Annotated in this window: 14 protein-coding genes and 1 tRNA gene; 9 read left to right on the top strand and 6 right to left on the bottom strand. The window is 66.3% G+C overall.

The features are described from left to right. Nucleotides 1-186: 186 nt before the first annotated feature. Together OHS03_RS29230 and OHS03_RS29225 are read right to left on the bottom strand one after the other, a co-directional pair. Nucleotides 187-969 carry a YdcF family protein gene (locus OHS03_RS29230; RefSeq protein WP_328658499.1) on the bottom strand — a complete coding sequence of 261 codons (783 nt, stop codon included), beginning with the start codon at nucleotides 967-969 and terminating at the stop codon, nucleotides 187-189. Continuing rightward, nucleotides 927-1,014, bottom strand: a tRNA-Ser gene (locus OHS03_RS29225). The genes OHS03_RS29230 and OHS03_RS29225 overlap by 43 nt, the downstream gene beginning before the upstream one ends. A gap of 84 nt (nucleotides 1,015-1,098) precedes the next feature. Here OHS03_RS29225 and OHS03_RS29220 point away from each other — a divergent pair. Continuing rightward, a complete protein-coding gene (locus OHS03_RS29220; RefSeq protein ID WP_328658497.1) occupies nucleotides 1,099-2,082 on the top strand; it encodes an NAD(P)H-quinone oxidoreductase in 984 nt (327 codons plus the stop codon). Nucleotides 2,083-2,111: 29 nt separating this feature from the next. On the opposite strand, the gene OHS03_RS29215 is transcribed toward OHS03_RS29220, so the two are convergent. After that, nucleotides 2,112-3,314 (bottom strand): cysteine desulfurase-like protein, encoded by a 1,203-nt coding sequence (locus tag OHS03_RS29215; protein ID WP_063055272.1) that lies wholly within the window; start codon nucleotides 3,312-3,314, stop codon nucleotides 2,112-2,114. A gap of 86 nt (nucleotides 3,315-3,400) precedes the next feature. Here OHS03_RS29215 and OHS03_RS29210 point away from each other — a divergent pair, with 86 nt between their 5' ends. From OHS03_RS29210 to rsgA, 6 genes are all read left to right on the top strand, one after another. Continuing rightward, entirely contained in the window at nucleotides 3,401-3,979 is a 579-nt protein-coding gene (locus tag OHS03_RS29210; RefSeq protein WP_328658496.1) for a bacterial proteasome activator family protein, read from the top strand. A 182-nt stretch (nucleotides 3,980-4,161) separates the two neighbouring features. Beyond that, complete coding sequence (wzm, locus tag OHS03_RS29205; protein ID WP_435831195.1) at nucleotides 4,162-5,049, top strand: galactan export ABC transporter permease subunit Wzm/RfbD; 888 nt, start codon at nucleotides 4,162-4,164, stop codon at nucleotides 5,047-5,049. Nucleotides 5,050-5,061: 12 nt separating this feature from the next. Then, on the top strand, nucleotides 5,062-5,904 hold the full coding sequence (gene wzt / locus OHS03_RS29200) for a galactan export ABC transporter ATP-binding subunit Wzt/RfbE (RefSeq protein WP_328658494.1): 843 nt from the start codon (nucleotides 5,062-5,064) through the stop codon (nucleotides 5,902-5,904). Next, nucleotides 5,901-6,995 (top strand): galactofuranosyltransferase GlfT1, encoded by a 1,095-nt coding sequence (gene glfT1 / locus OHS03_RS29195; RefSeq protein ID WP_328658492.1) that lies wholly within the window; start codon nucleotides 5,901-5,903, stop codon nucleotides 6,993-6,995. The genes wzt and glfT1 overlap by 4 nt, the downstream gene beginning before the upstream one ends. Before the next feature lie 64 nt (nucleotides 6,996-7,059). Continuing rightward, the gene (locus tag OHS03_RS29190; protein ID WP_245661570.1) at nucleotides 7,060-7,596 is read left to right on the top strand and encodes a hypothetical protein; all 537 of its coding nucleotides are present in this window, start codon (nucleotides 7,060-7,062) and stop codon (nucleotides 7,594-7,596) included. A gap of 236 nt (nucleotides 7,597-7,832) precedes the next feature. Beyond that, nucleotides 7,833-8,864 (top strand): ribosome small subunit-dependent GTPase A, encoded by a 1,032-nt coding sequence (gene rsgA, locus OHS03_RS29185; RefSeq protein ID WP_328658490.1) that lies wholly within the window; start codon nucleotides 7,833-7,835, stop codon nucleotides 8,862-8,864. A 46-nt stretch (nucleotides 8,865-8,910) separates the two neighbouring features. Here the strand turns inward: rsgA and OHS03_RS29180 are convergent, their stop codons facing one another. The 3 genes from OHS03_RS29180 to OHS03_RS29170 all read right to left on the bottom strand — a co-directional run bounded on the left by OHS03_RS29180 (nucleotide 8,911) and on the right by OHS03_RS29170 (nucleotide 12,325). Beyond that, nucleotides 8,911-9,825: a GNAT family N-acetyltransferase gene (locus tag OHS03_RS29180; protein WP_328658488.1), complete on the bottom strand. Its 915-nt coding sequence runs from the start codon at nucleotides 9,823-9,825 to the stop codon at nucleotides 8,911-8,913. 3 nt (nucleotides 9,826-9,828) lie between these two features. Further along, entirely contained in the window at nucleotides 9,829-11,727 is a 1,899-nt protein-coding gene (locus tag OHS03_RS29175; RefSeq protein WP_328658487.1) for a glycosyltransferase, read from the bottom strand. Between the two features lie 109 nt (nucleotides 11,728-11,836). Then, entirely contained in the window at nucleotides 11,837-12,325 is a 489-nt protein-coding gene (locus OHS03_RS29170) for a GtrA family protein (RefSeq protein WP_328658484.1), read from the bottom strand. Between the two features lie 264 nt (nucleotides 12,326-12,589). On the opposite strand from OHS03_RS29170, the gene OHS03_RS29165 reads away from it, so the two are divergent. Both OHS03_RS29165 and OHS03_RS29160 read left to right on the top strand, forming a co-directional pair. Continuing rightward, on the top strand, nucleotides 12,590-13,558 hold the full coding sequence (locus OHS03_RS29165) for a glycosyltransferase family 2 protein (protein WP_328658482.1): 969 nt from the start codon (nucleotides 12,590-12,592) through the stop codon (nucleotides 13,556-13,558). Next, on the top strand, nucleotides 13,555-15,081 hold the full coding sequence (locus OHS03_RS29160) for a DUF2142 domain-containing protein (protein WP_328658480.1): 1,527 nt from the start codon (nucleotides 13,555-13,557) through the stop codon (nucleotides 15,079-15,081). The genes OHS03_RS29165 and OHS03_RS29160 overlap by 4 nt, the downstream gene beginning before the upstream one ends.

Below are 15,081 nucleotides of genomic sequence, written 5' to 3'. Positions count from 1 at the left end.
GATGCGATCCGGCCTCGGGCGATGGGACCGACCACTACATCTGTCACCCACCTGATCACTTTTTCCGCCACCTCGAAGAGTGCCGCGATTGCGCCTACGCGGCGTGGGATGACCCGGCTCGCCGTACCGTCGTAAAGGCTGCAGGACAACGGTTTCGGGAGATGCCGATGACCACGATCCAGTAGGTCAAGTAGGAAGGAGTCGAGATGTGTACCCGGCGTTGACGAGTCGTTCGTAGGCGTTCTCGACAGCTGCTGGGACATCTTGCTCGATAGCCCAACCGCGCTCGGGGTACAGCCAGATGCGCTGGGTGTCGCCGACCAGCATGTCTATGACTCGATCGGCATCACCGATAGCGGCGATGTAATCGTCGAGTTCGAGCGGGAGGGACGAGCAGATGACCTCGACCTCCGGCCAGTGTTTGCGAAATATGGCGTAGCTACGTCGCTGCTGGTACGGCCTCGATATGAGGGTTGCGGTTCGGATCGAGTCGGCCAGGCCGTGATCCGCGAGCAGGGCGCGGGTGAAATCGATGTTCTCGCTGGTGTTCTCGGCTTTTTGTTCGAGAAGGATTGCCTCGGAGGGCACTCCTCGCTCGATGGCGTGTTCCCTGTAGTGCACGGCTTCACCACGTGGGAATCGTTCGACTGTTGTCGGGGCGTTCGCGCCGGTGAACACGATGAGTGGGAACATCCCGGCCTGATAGAGCTGTGCGGTGTGGGTGGCGACGCCTGGATCATGGCTACCGAGACCGATGCCGACGTCGGTCGGTCGGATGTCATGGTCGAGTTGGTTGTACTGCCACAGCGTCTCGACATCGGGGCGAACCGCGGCGGGACAGGCGGGCGTCGGCATCGGCGGCAGCTCTCGGTCGGTGTACGACAAACCGTGTCGCGCCGCAAGTCCGCTGGCTGACCTGCGGTCTTTGGCGGAGACGGAGGGATTTGAACCCCCGATGGTTTTACCCATGCTCGCTTTCAAGGCGAGTGCATTCGGCCGCTCTGCCACGTCTCCCTGCCCTGGATCGTAGCTGATCGGCAGATCAGAGGCGGCGTGGGTTCTGGTTCCGTGACGTCGGCGGGGGCAGGATTGCACCCTATGTATGCGATTCAACTGAACGGGTTCGGCGGGCCGGAAGTCATGGAGTGGACCGTGGCGGTCGATCCGGAGCCGGGGCCCGGTGAGGTATTGGTGGAAGTTGCCGCAGCGGGGGTCAATCGGGCGGATGTGATGCAGCGGAAGGGGTTCTATCCGCCGCCTGCCGACGCCAGTTCGATACTCGGACTGGAGTGTTCGGGGACGATTGTGAAGTTGGGGGCGGGGGTCGCGGACTGGCAGGTCGGGGATCGGGTGTGCGCGTTGCTGGCGGGAGGTGGGTACGCGCAGTTGGTGGCGGTGCCGGTGACGCAGCTGTTGCCGATTCCGGAGGGGATGGACGCGATCGCGGCCGCGGGGTTGCCGGAGGTGGCGGCGACGGTCTGGTCGAATCTGGTGATGACGGCGGGTGTGCGGTCGGGGCAGCTGGTGTTGATTCACGGTGGCGGCGGCGGGATCGGGACACACGCGATCCAGGTGATGCGAGGGCTCGGGGCGCGGGTGGCGGTGACGGCCGGGTCGGCCGAGAAGCTGGCCAAGTGCGCCGAACTGGGGGCGGAGATCTTGATCAACTATCGGAGCGAGGACTTCGTCGCGGTGCTCGCGGAACAGGGCGGCGCCGACGTGATCCTCGACAACATGGGCGCTGTCTACCTGCAACGCAATGTGGAAGCGCTGGCCGCGCACGGACAGCTGGTGGTGATCGGCATGCAGGGCGGCACCACCGGCGAGCTGAATGTCGCGACGCTGCTGCGTAAGTGGGGCTCGGTGCACGCGACCAATGTGCGCAGCCGCCCACGAGTGGGTCCGGGCAGCAAGGCCGAGATCATCGCGGCGGTCCGCGCCCAGTTGTGGCCGCAGGTCGTGGCAGGCGAGATCGTTCCGGTGATCTCCACCGAACTGCCGGTCACCGAGGCCGCCCGCGCGCACGAGATGCTCGACGACTCACAGACCTTCGGCAAGGTGATCCTGCGCGTCGGTGACTGAGAGCCACGCCGAGCGCACGGACGCGCGGGTTATTCGAGGGCGCTGAGGGCGCGACCGAGCTGGTCGATCTCGTGGCGGGTCGTATAGGGCGCCAGACCGATCGTCACCGCACCGCCCTCATCGTTCACGCCGAGCGCGTCGAGCAGTCGACTCCCGCCGTGTACCCCGCTGACCGTGCCGATCCTGGCATCGGCCAGCTTGGCCGCCACCTTCTCCGCCTGCATCCCGGCCATCGTGAAACTGACCGTCGGGATGCGGGTGGAGGCGCGGCCGATCACGGTGAGGTTGTCGATCTTCTCCAGTACCTGCATGAGGTGGTCGAAGAGCTGGTCGTGATAGTCCTGCAGCGAGGTGATCGACATCTCGAGGCGTTCGCGGCGGGTGCCGGTGGCACGTTCGTCGAGTCCGGCGAGGAAGTCGATCGATTCGGTGAGCCCGGCCAGCAGGGCGTATTGATGTCCGCCGACCTCGAGGCGTTCAGCACCCTTGGCATAGGGGTTGAGCGACATCGAGGGGATGCGGTCGAGGAACGCGGGGTCGCGGAAAACCAGCGCGCCCACCTGCGGCCCGCCCCACGACGGGGCGCTCAGCGCGACGACGTCGGCGTTGAGGTCGTCGATGTCGATCAGCGCGTAGGGTGCGGCGCCGAACGCGTCGGCCACCAGCAGTCCGCCCACGTCGTGCACCCGATCCGCCGCCACCCGGACGCCGGGCGCCGAACCCACGATCGGCGATGCGGCGGTGAGCGCGACCAGGCGCGCGGTGGGTCCGATCAGCTCCTCGAACTGCCACGACGGCATCTCACAGGTTTCGATCTCCACCTCGGCCCAGCGCACATGCGCGCCGTACCGGTTGGCGATGCGCAGCCACGGGGCGACGTTGGCCTCGTCGTCCAAGCGGGAGAGCACGATGCCGGTACCGAGGCCTAGGCGTGAGCTCAGTGATTCGGCCAACCAGGCCAGCAGTACCGCACGATCAGGGCCGAGCACGACGCCGGCCGGATCTCCGCCGACCAGATCGGCGACCGCTTCCCTGGCGGCGTCGAGGATCGCGCCGCTGCGCGATGCCGCACCGTGGCGGCCGATATGGGAAAACGAGGAGGTACGGAAACCCGTTGAGACGGCGCGAGATACCGAATCGGGAACCAGCATTCCCGCCTGCGGGTCCAGATGGATCCAGCCGTCGCCCAGGGACGGTATCAGGCCCCGAACCCTCGCGACGTCATAAGTCATGGTGGCCACTTTAAGGGCAGGGGGCCTCCCGGTGTAACCGCGTAGGGGTTTTAGCGCGAAGCCGGCGCACGCGCAATGATGGGGATATGACGCACTCGGAGGATGTCCCCGAATCCATCGTCGTGATCGGTCCCGACGGCCGTCCACTGACCGTGCCCGCCGACGCCGACAACGCGTCCGCGTTCACCGCGCAGGTCGTGCCCGACGACGAGAAGGCCGCGAGCGAGTCGGCCGAGTCGCTGACCGACATGGTCGAGCAGCCCGCCAAGGTGATGCGCATCGGCACGATGATCAAGCAGCTTCTCGAAGAGGTTCGCGCCGCACCGCTCGACGACGCCAGCCGCTCGCGCCTCAAGGAGATCCACAAGTCCTCGGTCCGCGAACTCGAACAGGGTCTCGCCCCGGAACTCCGCGAGGAACTCGAACGCCTCACTCTCCCCTTCACCGACGACTCGGTGCCGTCGGACGCGGAACTGCGCATCGCCCAGGCTCAGCTCGTCGGCTGGTTGGAGGGCCTGTTCCACGGCATCCAGACCGCGTTGTTCGCCCAGCAGATGGCCGCCCGCGCCCAGCTCGAGCAGATGCGCCAGGGTGCGCTGCCGCCGGGAATGCACGCGGCCGACGCCAAGGCAGGCGGCCATGTGGGCGGCGGCCAGTACCTGTAGACCCGCCGAGTCCCTTTAAGCCCCCCGGGGCCGCGAACACCCGGCGCCAGCCGGAAAACAACACTGTAAGGTCGGGGACCGTGCCCGCCGCTGCCGCTCGTCCTGATTCGGTCTCCGATCGCAGTGACGTGCGTACCGAAGAGAGCCCCGTGCATCCCCAAGACACCCCCACCGAGGCAGAGCTGGCCGAAGCCGCCGCTGCCGAGCACACCGCTGACGCGCCGCTGCTGGTGAAGACGCCGATGGTGTCGGATTCGCAGACCTTCGGGCGTGCGTTCAAAGACATGCGGGAGGGCTTCCATCAGCGGGAGCTATGGCTCTCGCTGGGCTGGCAGGACATCAAGCAGCGGTATCGCCGGTCGGTGCTCGGTCCGTTCTGGATCACCATCGCGACCGGGCTGCAGGCGCTGGCGATGGGTCTGCTGTATTCGACGCTGCTGGATCAGCCGATCAGTGAGTACCTGCCGTATGTGACGGTGGGCTTGATCGTCTGGAACGTGATCAACGGGGCAATCCTCGAGGGTTCCGACGTTTTCATCGCCAACGAAGGCTTGATCAAGCAGTTGCCGTCGGCCTTGAGCGTGCACGTGTATCGCCTGGTGTGGCGGCAGTTCCTGTTCTTCATCCACAATGCGGCGATCTACGCGGTCCTGGTGGTGGCGTTCTCGATCTGGCGCGATCTGGACTGGTCGTTCCTACTGGTGATCCCCGCGATCCTGCTGCTGTTCCTCAACGCCATGTGGGTGACGATCGTCTTCGGCATCTTCTCCACCCGCTACCGCGATATCGCCCCGATCCTCGGCTCGATGACGCTGATGCTGTTCGTGCTGACCCCGGTGATGTGGTCGACGAAGGCGCTGGAGAACTCGGTCGGCGGCGCGGGCGAACGCGCCAAGCTCCTCGAGATCATCCCCACCTATCACTACCTGGAGATCGTGCGCGCTCCCCTGCTCGGCGAACCGTCGGAGTGGCATCACTGGGCGATCGTCTGCGCGTTCACCGTCGTCGGCTGGGCCGTCGCGGTCCTGGCGCTCAAGCAGTACCGTGCCCGCGTCCCGTACTGGGTTTAGGAGCAGTTCTCGATGAGCCGTGTGAGTATCGAAACCCATGAGGCGTGGGTCGAGTTCCCGATCTTCGACGCCAAGTCGCGGTCGCTGAAGAAGGCGTTCCTCGGCAAGGCGGGCGGCGCGATCGGGCGCAACAGCTCCGATGTGGTGGTGGTCGAGGCGCTGCGCGACATCAACCTCTCGCTCAAAGAAGGCGACCGGGTGGGCCTGGTCGGCCACAACGGCGCGGGCAAGTCGACGCTGCTGCGCCTGCTGTCGGGCATCTACGAACCCTCGCGCGGCAGTGCGCGCATCCGCGGCCGGGTGGCCCCGGTGTTCGACCTCGGCGTCGGCATGGACCCGGAGATCTCCGGCTACGAGAACATCATCATCCGCGGCCTGTTCCTCGGCCAGACACGCAAGCAGATGATGGCCAAGATCGACGAGATCGCCGACTTCACCGAGCTGGGCGAATATCTGTCGATGCCGCTGCGCACCTACTCCACCGGTATGCGGGTGCGGCTGGCGATGGGTGTGGTCACCTCGATCGATCCCGAGATCCTGCTGCTCGACGAGGGCATCGGCGCGGTCGACGCGGAATTCATGAAGAAGGCGCGCACGCGGCTGCAGTCGCTGGTCGCGCGTTCGGGCATCCTCGTGTTCGCCAGCCACTCCAACGAATTCCTCGCCCAACTCTGCGATACCGCGATGTGGATCGACCACGGTCAGATCCGCGAACAGGGCGGGATCGAGGACGTTGTGCGAGCGTATGAAGGGCCCGAGGCGGGTAATCACGTGGCACAGGTGCTGCGCGAACTGGAGACCGAGAGCGCCGGCGGCGCGGCGGGCGAGAAGAAGCTGGAGCAGAATCAGGTATGAGCGGTCAACGTGACGAGGCTGCCCCGGCTGCCGTGCCGGGTGGGTTCAGCATGACCGACCGACTAGAGGCGACTCCGGCACCCGTCGAACCCGCCGCTGTGCTGCCCGATGATCCCGAGCCCGCGCAACCCGTTGTACTGGCCGACGACGCGGAGCTGCCGGTCGGCGCGGAACCCGCCGACATCACGACCGACACCGGCCCGACCGCGCGGATCATCGCGGTGGTCGTCACGCACAAGCGCCGCGAGCTGCTCGCCGAATCGCTGAAAGTGCTCGCCTCGCAGTCACGTCCGGTCGACCATCTGATCGTTGTCGACAATGCCAACGAGGACGCGGTGGCCGAGCTGGTCGCGCAGCAGCCGATCGAGGCCACCTACCTGGGCTCACGCCACAACCTCGGCGGCGCGGGCGGTTTCGCGCTCGGCATGCTGCACGCGCTCACCCAGGGTGCGGACTGGGTGTGGCTGGCCGACGACGACGGCCGCCCCGACGGCCCCGAAGTGCTCGCGAAACTGATCGACTGCGCGCGCAGGCACAACCTGGTCGAGGTGTCGCCGGTGGTCTGCGATATCGACGAACCGGATCGTCTCGCGTTCCCGCTGCGCCGTGGCGTGGTGTGGCGGCGGCTGCGTTCGGAGCTCGGTGACGAGGACTTCCTGCCCGGCATCGCGTCGCTGTTCAACGGCGCGCTGATCTCGGCGAAAGCCGTGGATCTGATCGGTGTGCCCGACCTGCGCCTGTTCGTGCGTGGCGACGAGGTGGAGGTACATCGCCGCCTCGTTCGCTCCGGGCTGCCGTTCGGCACCTGTCTGCAAACCGCCTACCTGCATCCCAACGGTGCCGAGGAGTTCAAGCCGATCCTGGGCGGGCGGATGCACACCCAGTACCCGGACGACCCGGTGAAGCGCTACTTCACCTACCGCAATCGCGGTTACCTGATGTCGCAGCCCGGTATGCGCAAGCTGCTGCCGCAGGAGTGGATCCGCTTCTCCTGGTTCTTCCTGGTGACCCGCCGCGACCCGGCCGGGCTCAAGGAATGGTTCCGGCTGCGCTCTCTGGGCCGCAACGAGCACTTCGGTAAACCCGACTAGCCCCTGAAACTAGGGGGTAGTTCGCTCTGGCAACAATCGGTGGTTCGGTCCTACTATGCGAAACGTGACCTTCGCAAAGAGTTTTGCCTCCGCCGCGGCGACCGTGCTCGCCGGCGCCGCGCTCTGTCTCGCCGCACCCGGCACCGCCCAAGCGGACGACACCTGCCAGCTCGGCTGGTCCAATGTCGGCCCACGCTCCTGCGTGATGAACCAACTTCGGACCGCACCGGTGGCGACCCTGGGCAACGGCGTCTGCGTCGGCATCCTGAACGTGGCGGGCACCGCGTTCGACGGACCGCTCAATTCCCCCAGCGTGGCCCCCGGCGCCACCCACAGCATCGCGCTGACCCTCTCGCAGGGATTCTCCCCGCTCGGTAACTGGGCACCCACCTTGCTGGCCTGTGATGTGAACGTCGTCGTCGACTGGAAGAACCTGGACAACGGCGCCACCGGCTCGGTGACCCGCTTCGTCCCGGCCGACAAGACCAGCACCTACCCGGTCCAGGACGTGATCGCGAACACCGGCCCCGGTCGGGTCCAGGTCACCGTCCGCACCGACAAGCCCAACCTTCCCCAGACAACCGAGGTCTTCGTTCCCTGATCGACTGTCGCACAGTCGACCTCACCAGGGCGAAAAAATAGGTTGCTCTGCCCCAGAGCGTTGGGGCAGAGTGAGGAAATCGAACGTTGGAGAGGAGGTGGATGTCCGTGAGTACACACGTGTGGATTGCCGTGGCCGGGCGGCGCGATTGTGCGCCTGCCCAGGTTGCTCCGGACATCACCTCTGCTCGCTGAACCCCTCGTTCGGGTTCGGCACCCGACGAAGGATTTCTTACAATGGTCGACTACGACCTGCTCGTCCCTTACGGCTGGACCGAAACCGTAGCTTCTGAATATCTGCCGCTGCTCGGCGATCTCGCGCCTGCCCGCATCGTTCGGATGGACCGCAGCGAATGCGATGTGGTCACCCCGCACGGCCAGGCGCGCGCTTCCTGCCCGCGTGACATCACCGGACTGTGCACCGGCGATTGGGTCGGACTCGATGCCGAAGGCACTGTGCGACAACTGCTCCCACGGCGCTCGGCGATCATGCGATCGTCGGTGTCGGGGCGCTCGGTGGCGCAGGTGCTCGCCACCAATGTGGATACCGTGCTGATCTGTTCTGCCGCCGACGGTGATGTCGACCTGGGGCGGATCGAACGGATGCTGGCGCTGGCCTGGGAGAGCAATGCCCAGCCGGTCGTCGTGCTCACCAAAGCCGATGCGGCGGACTATCTTCCGCTCGACGAGGTGCGTGCGGTCGCGCCCGGCGCGACCGTGGTGGCGGTCTCTGCCGCCGTCGCGGTCGGTCTCGATGTGCTCACGGCTGTCCTCAGCGGCACCGTTGCCTTGATCGGGCCGTCCGGTGCGGGCAAATCCACCCTCGCCAACGCACTGCTAGGCGCGGAAGTGTTCGCCACCAACGCGGTTCGCGCGGTGGACGGCAAAGGCCGCCACACCACAGTGCACCGTGAGCTGCGACCGCTGCCCGGCGGCGGCACACTCATCGACACTCCCGGCCTGCGTGGCATCGGCCTCTACGACGCCGCCGAAGGCATCGGCAAGACCTTCAGCGACATCGAATCCCTCGCCGCCGATTGCCGTTTCGCCGACTGCGCCCACGAGACCGAACCCGGCTGCGCGGTCCAGGCCGGACTGGCCGATGGCACCATCACCGAACGCAGGTTGACCAGCTATCGCAAACTCGCCAGAGAGAACGAGTGGATGGCGGCCCGCACGGACAAGCGCCTGGCCGCCGAACGCGAGCGAGTCTGGCGCGATATCAGCAAACAGCACCGCAAGCAGTACCGCGAACGCGGCCGACGCTGAGCCAGAGCAGTCGATCATCAGGCACTCACAGTGCCTGATGATCTCGCTAATCCTGTTCGAAGATGACGTGGGCGCGTTGGGACGCGGTGGCCTCGGACAGGTCGATCAAGTAGTCGATGTCGCCCCGGTCGGAGCCGAAGTGATTGCCGGCGTAGTAGGAGTAATTCACCATGAGTCGGCCGTCGTCCATGGTCACCGCGAGCGCGGGACGGTTCTCCGCACGTGACCAGCTGTGGTCGATCTCCAGCCCGCCCACCGTGCGCAACTCGCTCCCGGACAGGGCCAGCGTCCAGCGGTTCTCCGGGCCGTGACCGAGGTATTCCTCGACATAGATCGTCCGGAATCGTGCGGTGACCACCCGGCCGTCGGGCAGCAGGATGAACGGGACCTCACCCTCGGCGTACAGGTGGCCGGGCTCGGGATCGTCGTGGAGTTCGGTGTGCCACAGGTCGTTGAGTCGTGGCGCGGGCCAACCCTTTTCCGCGGCTTCGGCACGCAGCGACGACCAGTGCCCGGCCTTACGCCGCTCGTAGGCGAAGTCGATGACATGGGAACCGATGTAGCGCTCCACGGTCGTGAACACATCCGGGTCGGCCTGGTTCGGCTCGCTCACCGATACTCCCGCGGCGCTTGCTAGCTCCTGTAAGGCGGAGTGCAGGTCGGCGCCCGCACCGGTGCCGCGCGCCGACTCGGTGATCAGGAATTCCGAGATCCGTAGATCGCCCGCCGACCACTTGCTCGGTTGGAACAACTCGTAGGTCGTGAATCCGAGCGGTGTTTCGTCCTCGACGATCAGCAGTGGCGCCGGCCGCCAGACGGAGTAGTCGTTCTGGGTGAGCCGCCGCGTGCGGCGCACGATGTCGGCCGGACGGTGCACCTCGAAATGCGCGTGCAACTCGGTCAGCAGCCCGGCGGCCGCCTCCGCGTCAGCAGCGGAGGCGGGCCGGACGAAACGGGTCATGGGTCAGCTCGGGTCGATGCCGTACAGCCGCGCCCAGTTCTCCCGGCTCGTGAGTTCCGGTACGGCCCTTCGGTATTCGGCCTGCAGCGCCGGGAGTTCCTTACGGAGCTTGCGCAAGGTGCGGTAGGCGCGAATGAGCAGGGCGCGAGCACGAGCCTTGTCCCGGCGACGCACCCGCACGCCGGACTGGGAAGCATCGGTGACCACCACGTGCTCGAACAGGCCGATGTGCCACCAGTGCGCGTCCTCACGGGTGACGCCGATCAGACCGGGCTGGGTGCGGCCGGTCCACTGGGTGATCGCGCGCTTGATCAGCACGAGGGTGACGCGGCTCGGTTCGCCGCCGGCCCGGCGCACGGAGATGTCGGCGGAGTTCACCGGCGGGGTGGCCGCGGGGTGCTTGATGGTTTCGGGATAGTCGTTGCGAGTGCTTCGGGCGGCGGCGAGTGCGTCGATACCGCCGTCGCGCAACGCCTTCGGGCCCTTCATGAAGTCTTCGATGCCCTGCAGGGTGGTGTGCACCAGCCCGTACTGCATGCCGACGAGGTGCTCGGCGATGTAGCGGAAGAATTCGCGCGTGATCGCCTTGCCGTCGAGATCGGTGTGCAGGGCGCCGACGATGAGCGAGTTACGGGTGGAGAAGTACCGCGCCCAGTCGTCGTAGTCCTTCCAGTAGAAGTCGGCGTGCCAGACGGCGGCGTTGGGCAGGGTGACGGTGACGAAACCGTGCTCGCGCGCCCGGATGCCGTATTCCACGTCGTCCCACTGGAAGAAGATCGGCACCGGCAGCCCGATCTCGGCGACCACCTCGGCCGGGATCAGGCAGGTCCACCAGGCGTTGTAGCCCGCGTCGACGCGACGCTCCTGGTTCTTCTTGAGCATGGAGGTGTTGCGTAGTGCCTTTGGCACCTTCTGGCCGTGCTTGAGCTCGTGCAGATGCACTTCTTCCGCGCCGACATTGAGGTAGTCGGGGTTGAGCAGGAACAGCATCTGCGCGCCGACCAGGGTCGGTTCGACGGTCAGGTTGGCGAACGCCTGTAGGCGCAGGACAGTCTCGGGCTCGCAGAGGATGTCGTCGTCCATCAGGATGACGTCGGCGTGCTCGTTGGCCGCCGACACCTCGTACAGGCCACGGGTGAAGCCGCCCGCGCCGCCGAGGTTGGGCTGGCGGATGTAGCGCAGCTTGTCGCCGAAGTCGGGGCGGACCTGCTGGAACAGCGGGCGATCCTCGACCAGATCGGTGCCCTGGTCGACGACGTACACCGCGTCGATCGCGGCCAGTACGGTCGCGTCCGACGCCAGCGCGGCGACGGTGTGCGCGCAGTCCTCGGCCCGGTTGAAGGTGCAGATCGCGATGGCGACCGGGCGGACCTTCTCGGGCGCCTGCGCGGTCCAGGCGAGCTCGGTGATGTCGAGTTCGCCCCCGACGGCATCGAACTCGAGCCACAGCGCGCCACCGTCGACGTACTGATCCAACGGCGCGGTGAGCGAGACGTACCCGCTGCTGGTGGCCACCAGCGAGGCGATGATGCGGCGGTGCCCGGCGATATCGGAGGCCACCAGACGCACGTTCGCCTTGTCACCGACAGTCAGCTGCGCACCCACCGACACCTCGGTGACGGTGGTCCAGCGCTGCCAGTAACTGGCAGCCAACCGGCCGAAGTAGGTGTTGGTGTGGGCGGTCGCGCCCTTCGGCAGGTGCAGCGAGTGCCGTTCACGGACCGCGGCACCCCCCTTGACGACCGCGTAGAGGTCATCGCTCACCCGCGCCGACGGCCCGGTGAAGATGCCTCGCGCCAGCACGAGCCGCTCGGGCGCTGAGTGTTCACCCCGCAGCGATGCGGGCGCGGCCTCGCGCCGATCGTTCGATTCGGTCACGGCTTTGGTAGCCGACTGCTCCATGAAGTCCTCGAAATTCTCGGTATCGACTGCGCCGGCGCAGGGAGTCACGTAAAAGTGGGCGTCGCGGCGGGCGGGGCGAGGATATCAATCGCGCGCCGCCCTCGCGTGGTCAGTGAGGTGTAGCCGCACCCCGCGCGTGTTGCTCACCGCTTGCCGACGAACCGGTGAAAACGAATTTGCTGTAGGCCCAATAGCGGAATACGACCGCCATCGTCTGGCCGACCACGGTGGCGGAAATGTTGTCCGCCAGCGGCGACGACAGATCGAGCACATATCGGGAAAACCCGAGGCAGCCGAGTTGCAGGAGGATCGCTACCACATTGACGATCGCGTACAAAAGATATTCGCGAGCGGGGCTGTCGGACTTGCGGTGCGAGTAGGTCCACCACTTGTTCCCGAAGTAGGTGACCACCGTCGCCACCACGATCGCGATGATCTTGGCGACCAGCGGCGAGTGATACAGCACACCCTCGGAGAGGGAAAAACCCCCACCCCAGAACACCAACAGGTTGTAAGTCCCCGCATCGACGAGAAACCCGATAGCCCCGACAACAAGGAACGCCGCACCTTGCCGCAACCCAGCTATCACCTTCGACATGAAGGGAACAGCAGACGGTTCAACTGATTGCGACACGCCATGACGGTAGCCAACCCCACCCCCGACCCCTAGGGAGGGGCGGCCACGAAGTGGCCGGTTCGCGGCCGGGTCGCCGGTTAGACGCCGTTGCGTAGGCGACGAAGGAGCAAGCAACGGCGTCTAACCGGCGGCCCCTCAGGGCCGCGAACACGCGGCGCCCGCGCCGCCAAAAATCCTGTAGCCTCCCGGTGTCCCACTGCTGCCTAACTCCGAGGATTGACCCGGGTGGACTCCACCGAGCTTCGCATTGCCGCCGTGGTTCCCTGCCACAATGAAGAGGCCGCGGTCGCCAAGGTCGTCGCCGACCTCAAAGCCGCCGTGCCGGGGATCGTCGTCTACGTCTACGACAATCTGAGCACCGACCGCACCGCCGAATGTGCCCGCGAGGCCGGGGCGATCGTGCGCTACGAGAACACCAAGGGCAAGGGCAATGTGGTGCGCCGCGCCTTCGCCGATATCGATGCCGACGTCTATCTGATGATCGACGGCGACGACACCTACGAGGCGTCGGCCGCTCCGCTGATGATCAAGACGCTGCTAGAGGGCCCCTACGACCACATTCTCGGCGTGCGCAAGCAGGACGCCGCCGATGCCAGCGCCTACCGCAGCGGCCACGAGACCGGCAACAAGGTGCTCAACGGCGTAGTCGGCAAGGTCTTCGGCGAGAACGTCGAAGACATGCTGAGCGGTTTCCGGGTGTTCTCGCGCCGGTTCGTGAAGAGCTTCCCCGCGGTGTCGCGGGAATTCGAGATCGAGACCGAGCTGACCGTGCATTCGCTGCACCTGCGCGTTCCGCAGACCTCGGTGTCTGTCGGTTTCCGTGACCGCCCCGCGGGCAGCGAGTCCAAGCTGCGCACCTACCGCGACGGCACCAAGATCCTCGCGCTGATCCTCGGCCTGGCCCGCCACGAACGCCCGGTGGCGTTCTACGGCCTGTTCGGCACCGTGGCCTGGCTGATCTCGGTCATCCTGACCGTGCCGATCGTGATCGATTACTACAACACCCACCTGGTGGCGCGGTTCCCGACGCTGTTCCTGGCCTTCACGCTGCTGCTGCTCGGCAGCCTCGCCTGGACAGCGGGCCTGATCCTCGACGGCATCCGTCGCTCGCGCCATGAGACGGCGCGCCTGGTCTACCTGCGCTATGCGGCCGCCGGGGTGAGCGAGGACGTCGCGGCCGGAGAGCCTCGGTGACCACCTCTACCGAGCCCGAGACGACGGCTGTCGAACCCAGCGAGACCCCCGCGCGTAAGGATCGAGCGTTGGCGCCGGTGCGCGCGCTGACCCAGCGATTCGGCGCCGCCACGGTGGCGTTCGCGATGGTCGCGACCGTGTTCGGTGCCGTGTTCGCTGTGCTCACGCCCGCCTTCTGGGGCCACGACGAGATCACCCAGTTCGGCCGCGCCTACCAGGTCGCGCACGGCGGGGTGTTCCCCCAGCGCATCGTCGACGATCGCGGTGTGGCCTACGGCGGCCAGATTCCGGTCTCCGTCGACGAGCTGATGGGCTACGCGTTCATCGACTACAACGACAACCCCGAAGAGCCCGACGCGATGGTGGCCGACCCTGCCGCCTACGACCGGCTCGGCGCGGCCGAGATCTCCTCGACGACGCGGCAGATGTGGTTCACCAACACCGCCGCCTACTCGCCGGTGCCGTATGTGCCTGCGGCCGTTGGCATTCGGCTGGGTGAGGCGCTCGGCCTCAACGTGGGTGGCCTGTATTTGCTGGCACGGTTCGCCGGACTGGTGGCCTATCTGGCGGTGGTCGGATTCGGGCTCTACGCGCTACGTGAGCGGCGTAGCCAGTGGTTGGTATTCACCGTCGCGGTGCTGCCGATCGCACTGTTCCAGGCGGGCACCGTCACCGCGGACACGCTCACCAACGCACTCGCCATGATGGTGTCGGCGTTGCTGCTGAAAGCGCTTTTCGTCGGTGATCGATTGCACCGAGCCGAAACCGCCGCACTGCTCGCCGCGACGATCGCGCTGCCGCTGAGTAAACCGACCTACGTGCTGCTGGCGATGCTCGTCGTGGTGGTCCCCGCCGACCGGCTCGGTTTCGCCGGAAAGCTGAAATTCCTGCCGTGGGCATTCGCGGTGACGGGCGGGGTACTTTTCCTCGCCTGGACGAAGATCGCGGCGCCCACCGGCGACGGCATGGGCCTGATGCGTCCGCCCCATCAGTGGGGTCAGGTGCGACCGGGCGATCAGCTGAAGGGAATCCTCAGCGATCCGGTGCAATTCGTGCATACCTTCGGCGAGAGCATCGCGCTGCGCGATCATCGCTGGTTCAACCAGTTCTTCGGTGAACTCGGTTTCGCGTATGTGGACGCACCGGCTATCTCGATGCTGGCGTGCCTGCTCGCTTTCGCGGTGAGTTTCGGCATCGTCGACCGAATGAGTACTGCCACCGCCACTTTCCGTCGCACGCTGATCGTGGCGCTGACGGTGCTGGCGAGCGTGGCGATGATCTACGTGACGCTGTACATGTCGTTCACGCCGGTCGATTTCTATATCATCGACGGCGTACAGGGCCGGTATTTCGTGCCGCTGGCGATCATGGCGCTTGCGGTGCTCGCCCGCGTGGTACCACTGCGGCTCTCGAATGCCGACGGGGTGATTCCGACCCGCGGAACCGCCATCACCGTGGCCTGTGCGTCGACTTTCGCGCTTATCGCTACTGTTGCAACGTATTACACCGTCGTCTGGGGATAA

It is taken from the genome of Nocardia salmonicida, assembly GCF_036142455.1.
Taxonomy (GTDB): domain Bacteria; phylum Actinomycetota; class Actinomycetes; order Mycobacteriales; family Mycobacteriaceae; genus Nocardia; species Nocardia salmonicida.
This window is presented reverse-complemented; position numbering and strand designations above follow the sequence as displayed.

What these genes read in the sequence shown, in the direction of transcription:
- OHS03_RS29230 (WP_328658499.1), bottom strand. Translation starts at nt 969, where the DNA reads ATGGGTAAAACCATCGGGGGTTCAAATCCCTCCGTCTCCGCCAAAGAC.
- OHS03_RS29220 (WP_328658497.1), top strand. Translation starts at nt 1,099, where the DNA reads ATGTATGCGATTCAACTGAACGGGTTCGGCGGGCCGGAAGTCATGGAG.
- OHS03_RS29215 (WP_063055272.1), bottom strand. Translation starts at nt 3,314, where the DNA reads ATGACTTATGACGTCGCGAGGGTTCGGGGCCTGATACCGTCCCTGGGC.
- OHS03_RS29210 (WP_328658496.1), top strand. Translation starts at nt 3,401, where the DNA reads ATGACGCACTCGGAGGATGTCCCCGAATCCATCGTCGTGATCGGTCCC.
- wzt (WP_328658494.1), top strand. Translation starts at nt 5,062, where the DNA reads ATGAGCCGTGTGAGTATCGAAACCCATGAGGCGTGGGTCGAGTTCCCG.
- glfT1 (WP_328658492.1), top strand. Translation starts at nt 5,901, where the DNA reads ATGAGCGGTCAACGTGACGAGGCTGCCCCGGCTGCCGTGCCGGGTGGG.
- rsgA (WP_328658490.1), top strand. Translation starts at nt 7,833, where the DNA reads ATGGTCGACTACGACCTGCTCGTCCCTTACGGCTGGACCGAAACCGTA.
- OHS03_RS29180 (WP_328658488.1), bottom strand. Translation starts at nt 9,825, where the DNA reads ATGACCCGTTTCGTCCGGCCCGCCTCCGCTGCTGACGCGGAGGCGGCC.
- OHS03_RS29175 (WP_328658487.1), bottom strand. Translation starts at nt 11,727, where the DNA reads ATGGAGCAGTCGGCTACCAAAGCCGTGACCGAATCGAACGATCGGCGC.
- OHS03_RS29170 (WP_328658484.1), bottom strand. Translation starts at nt 12,325, where the DNA reads ATGTCGAAGGTGATAGCTGGGTTGCGGCAAGGTGCGGCGTTCCTTGTT.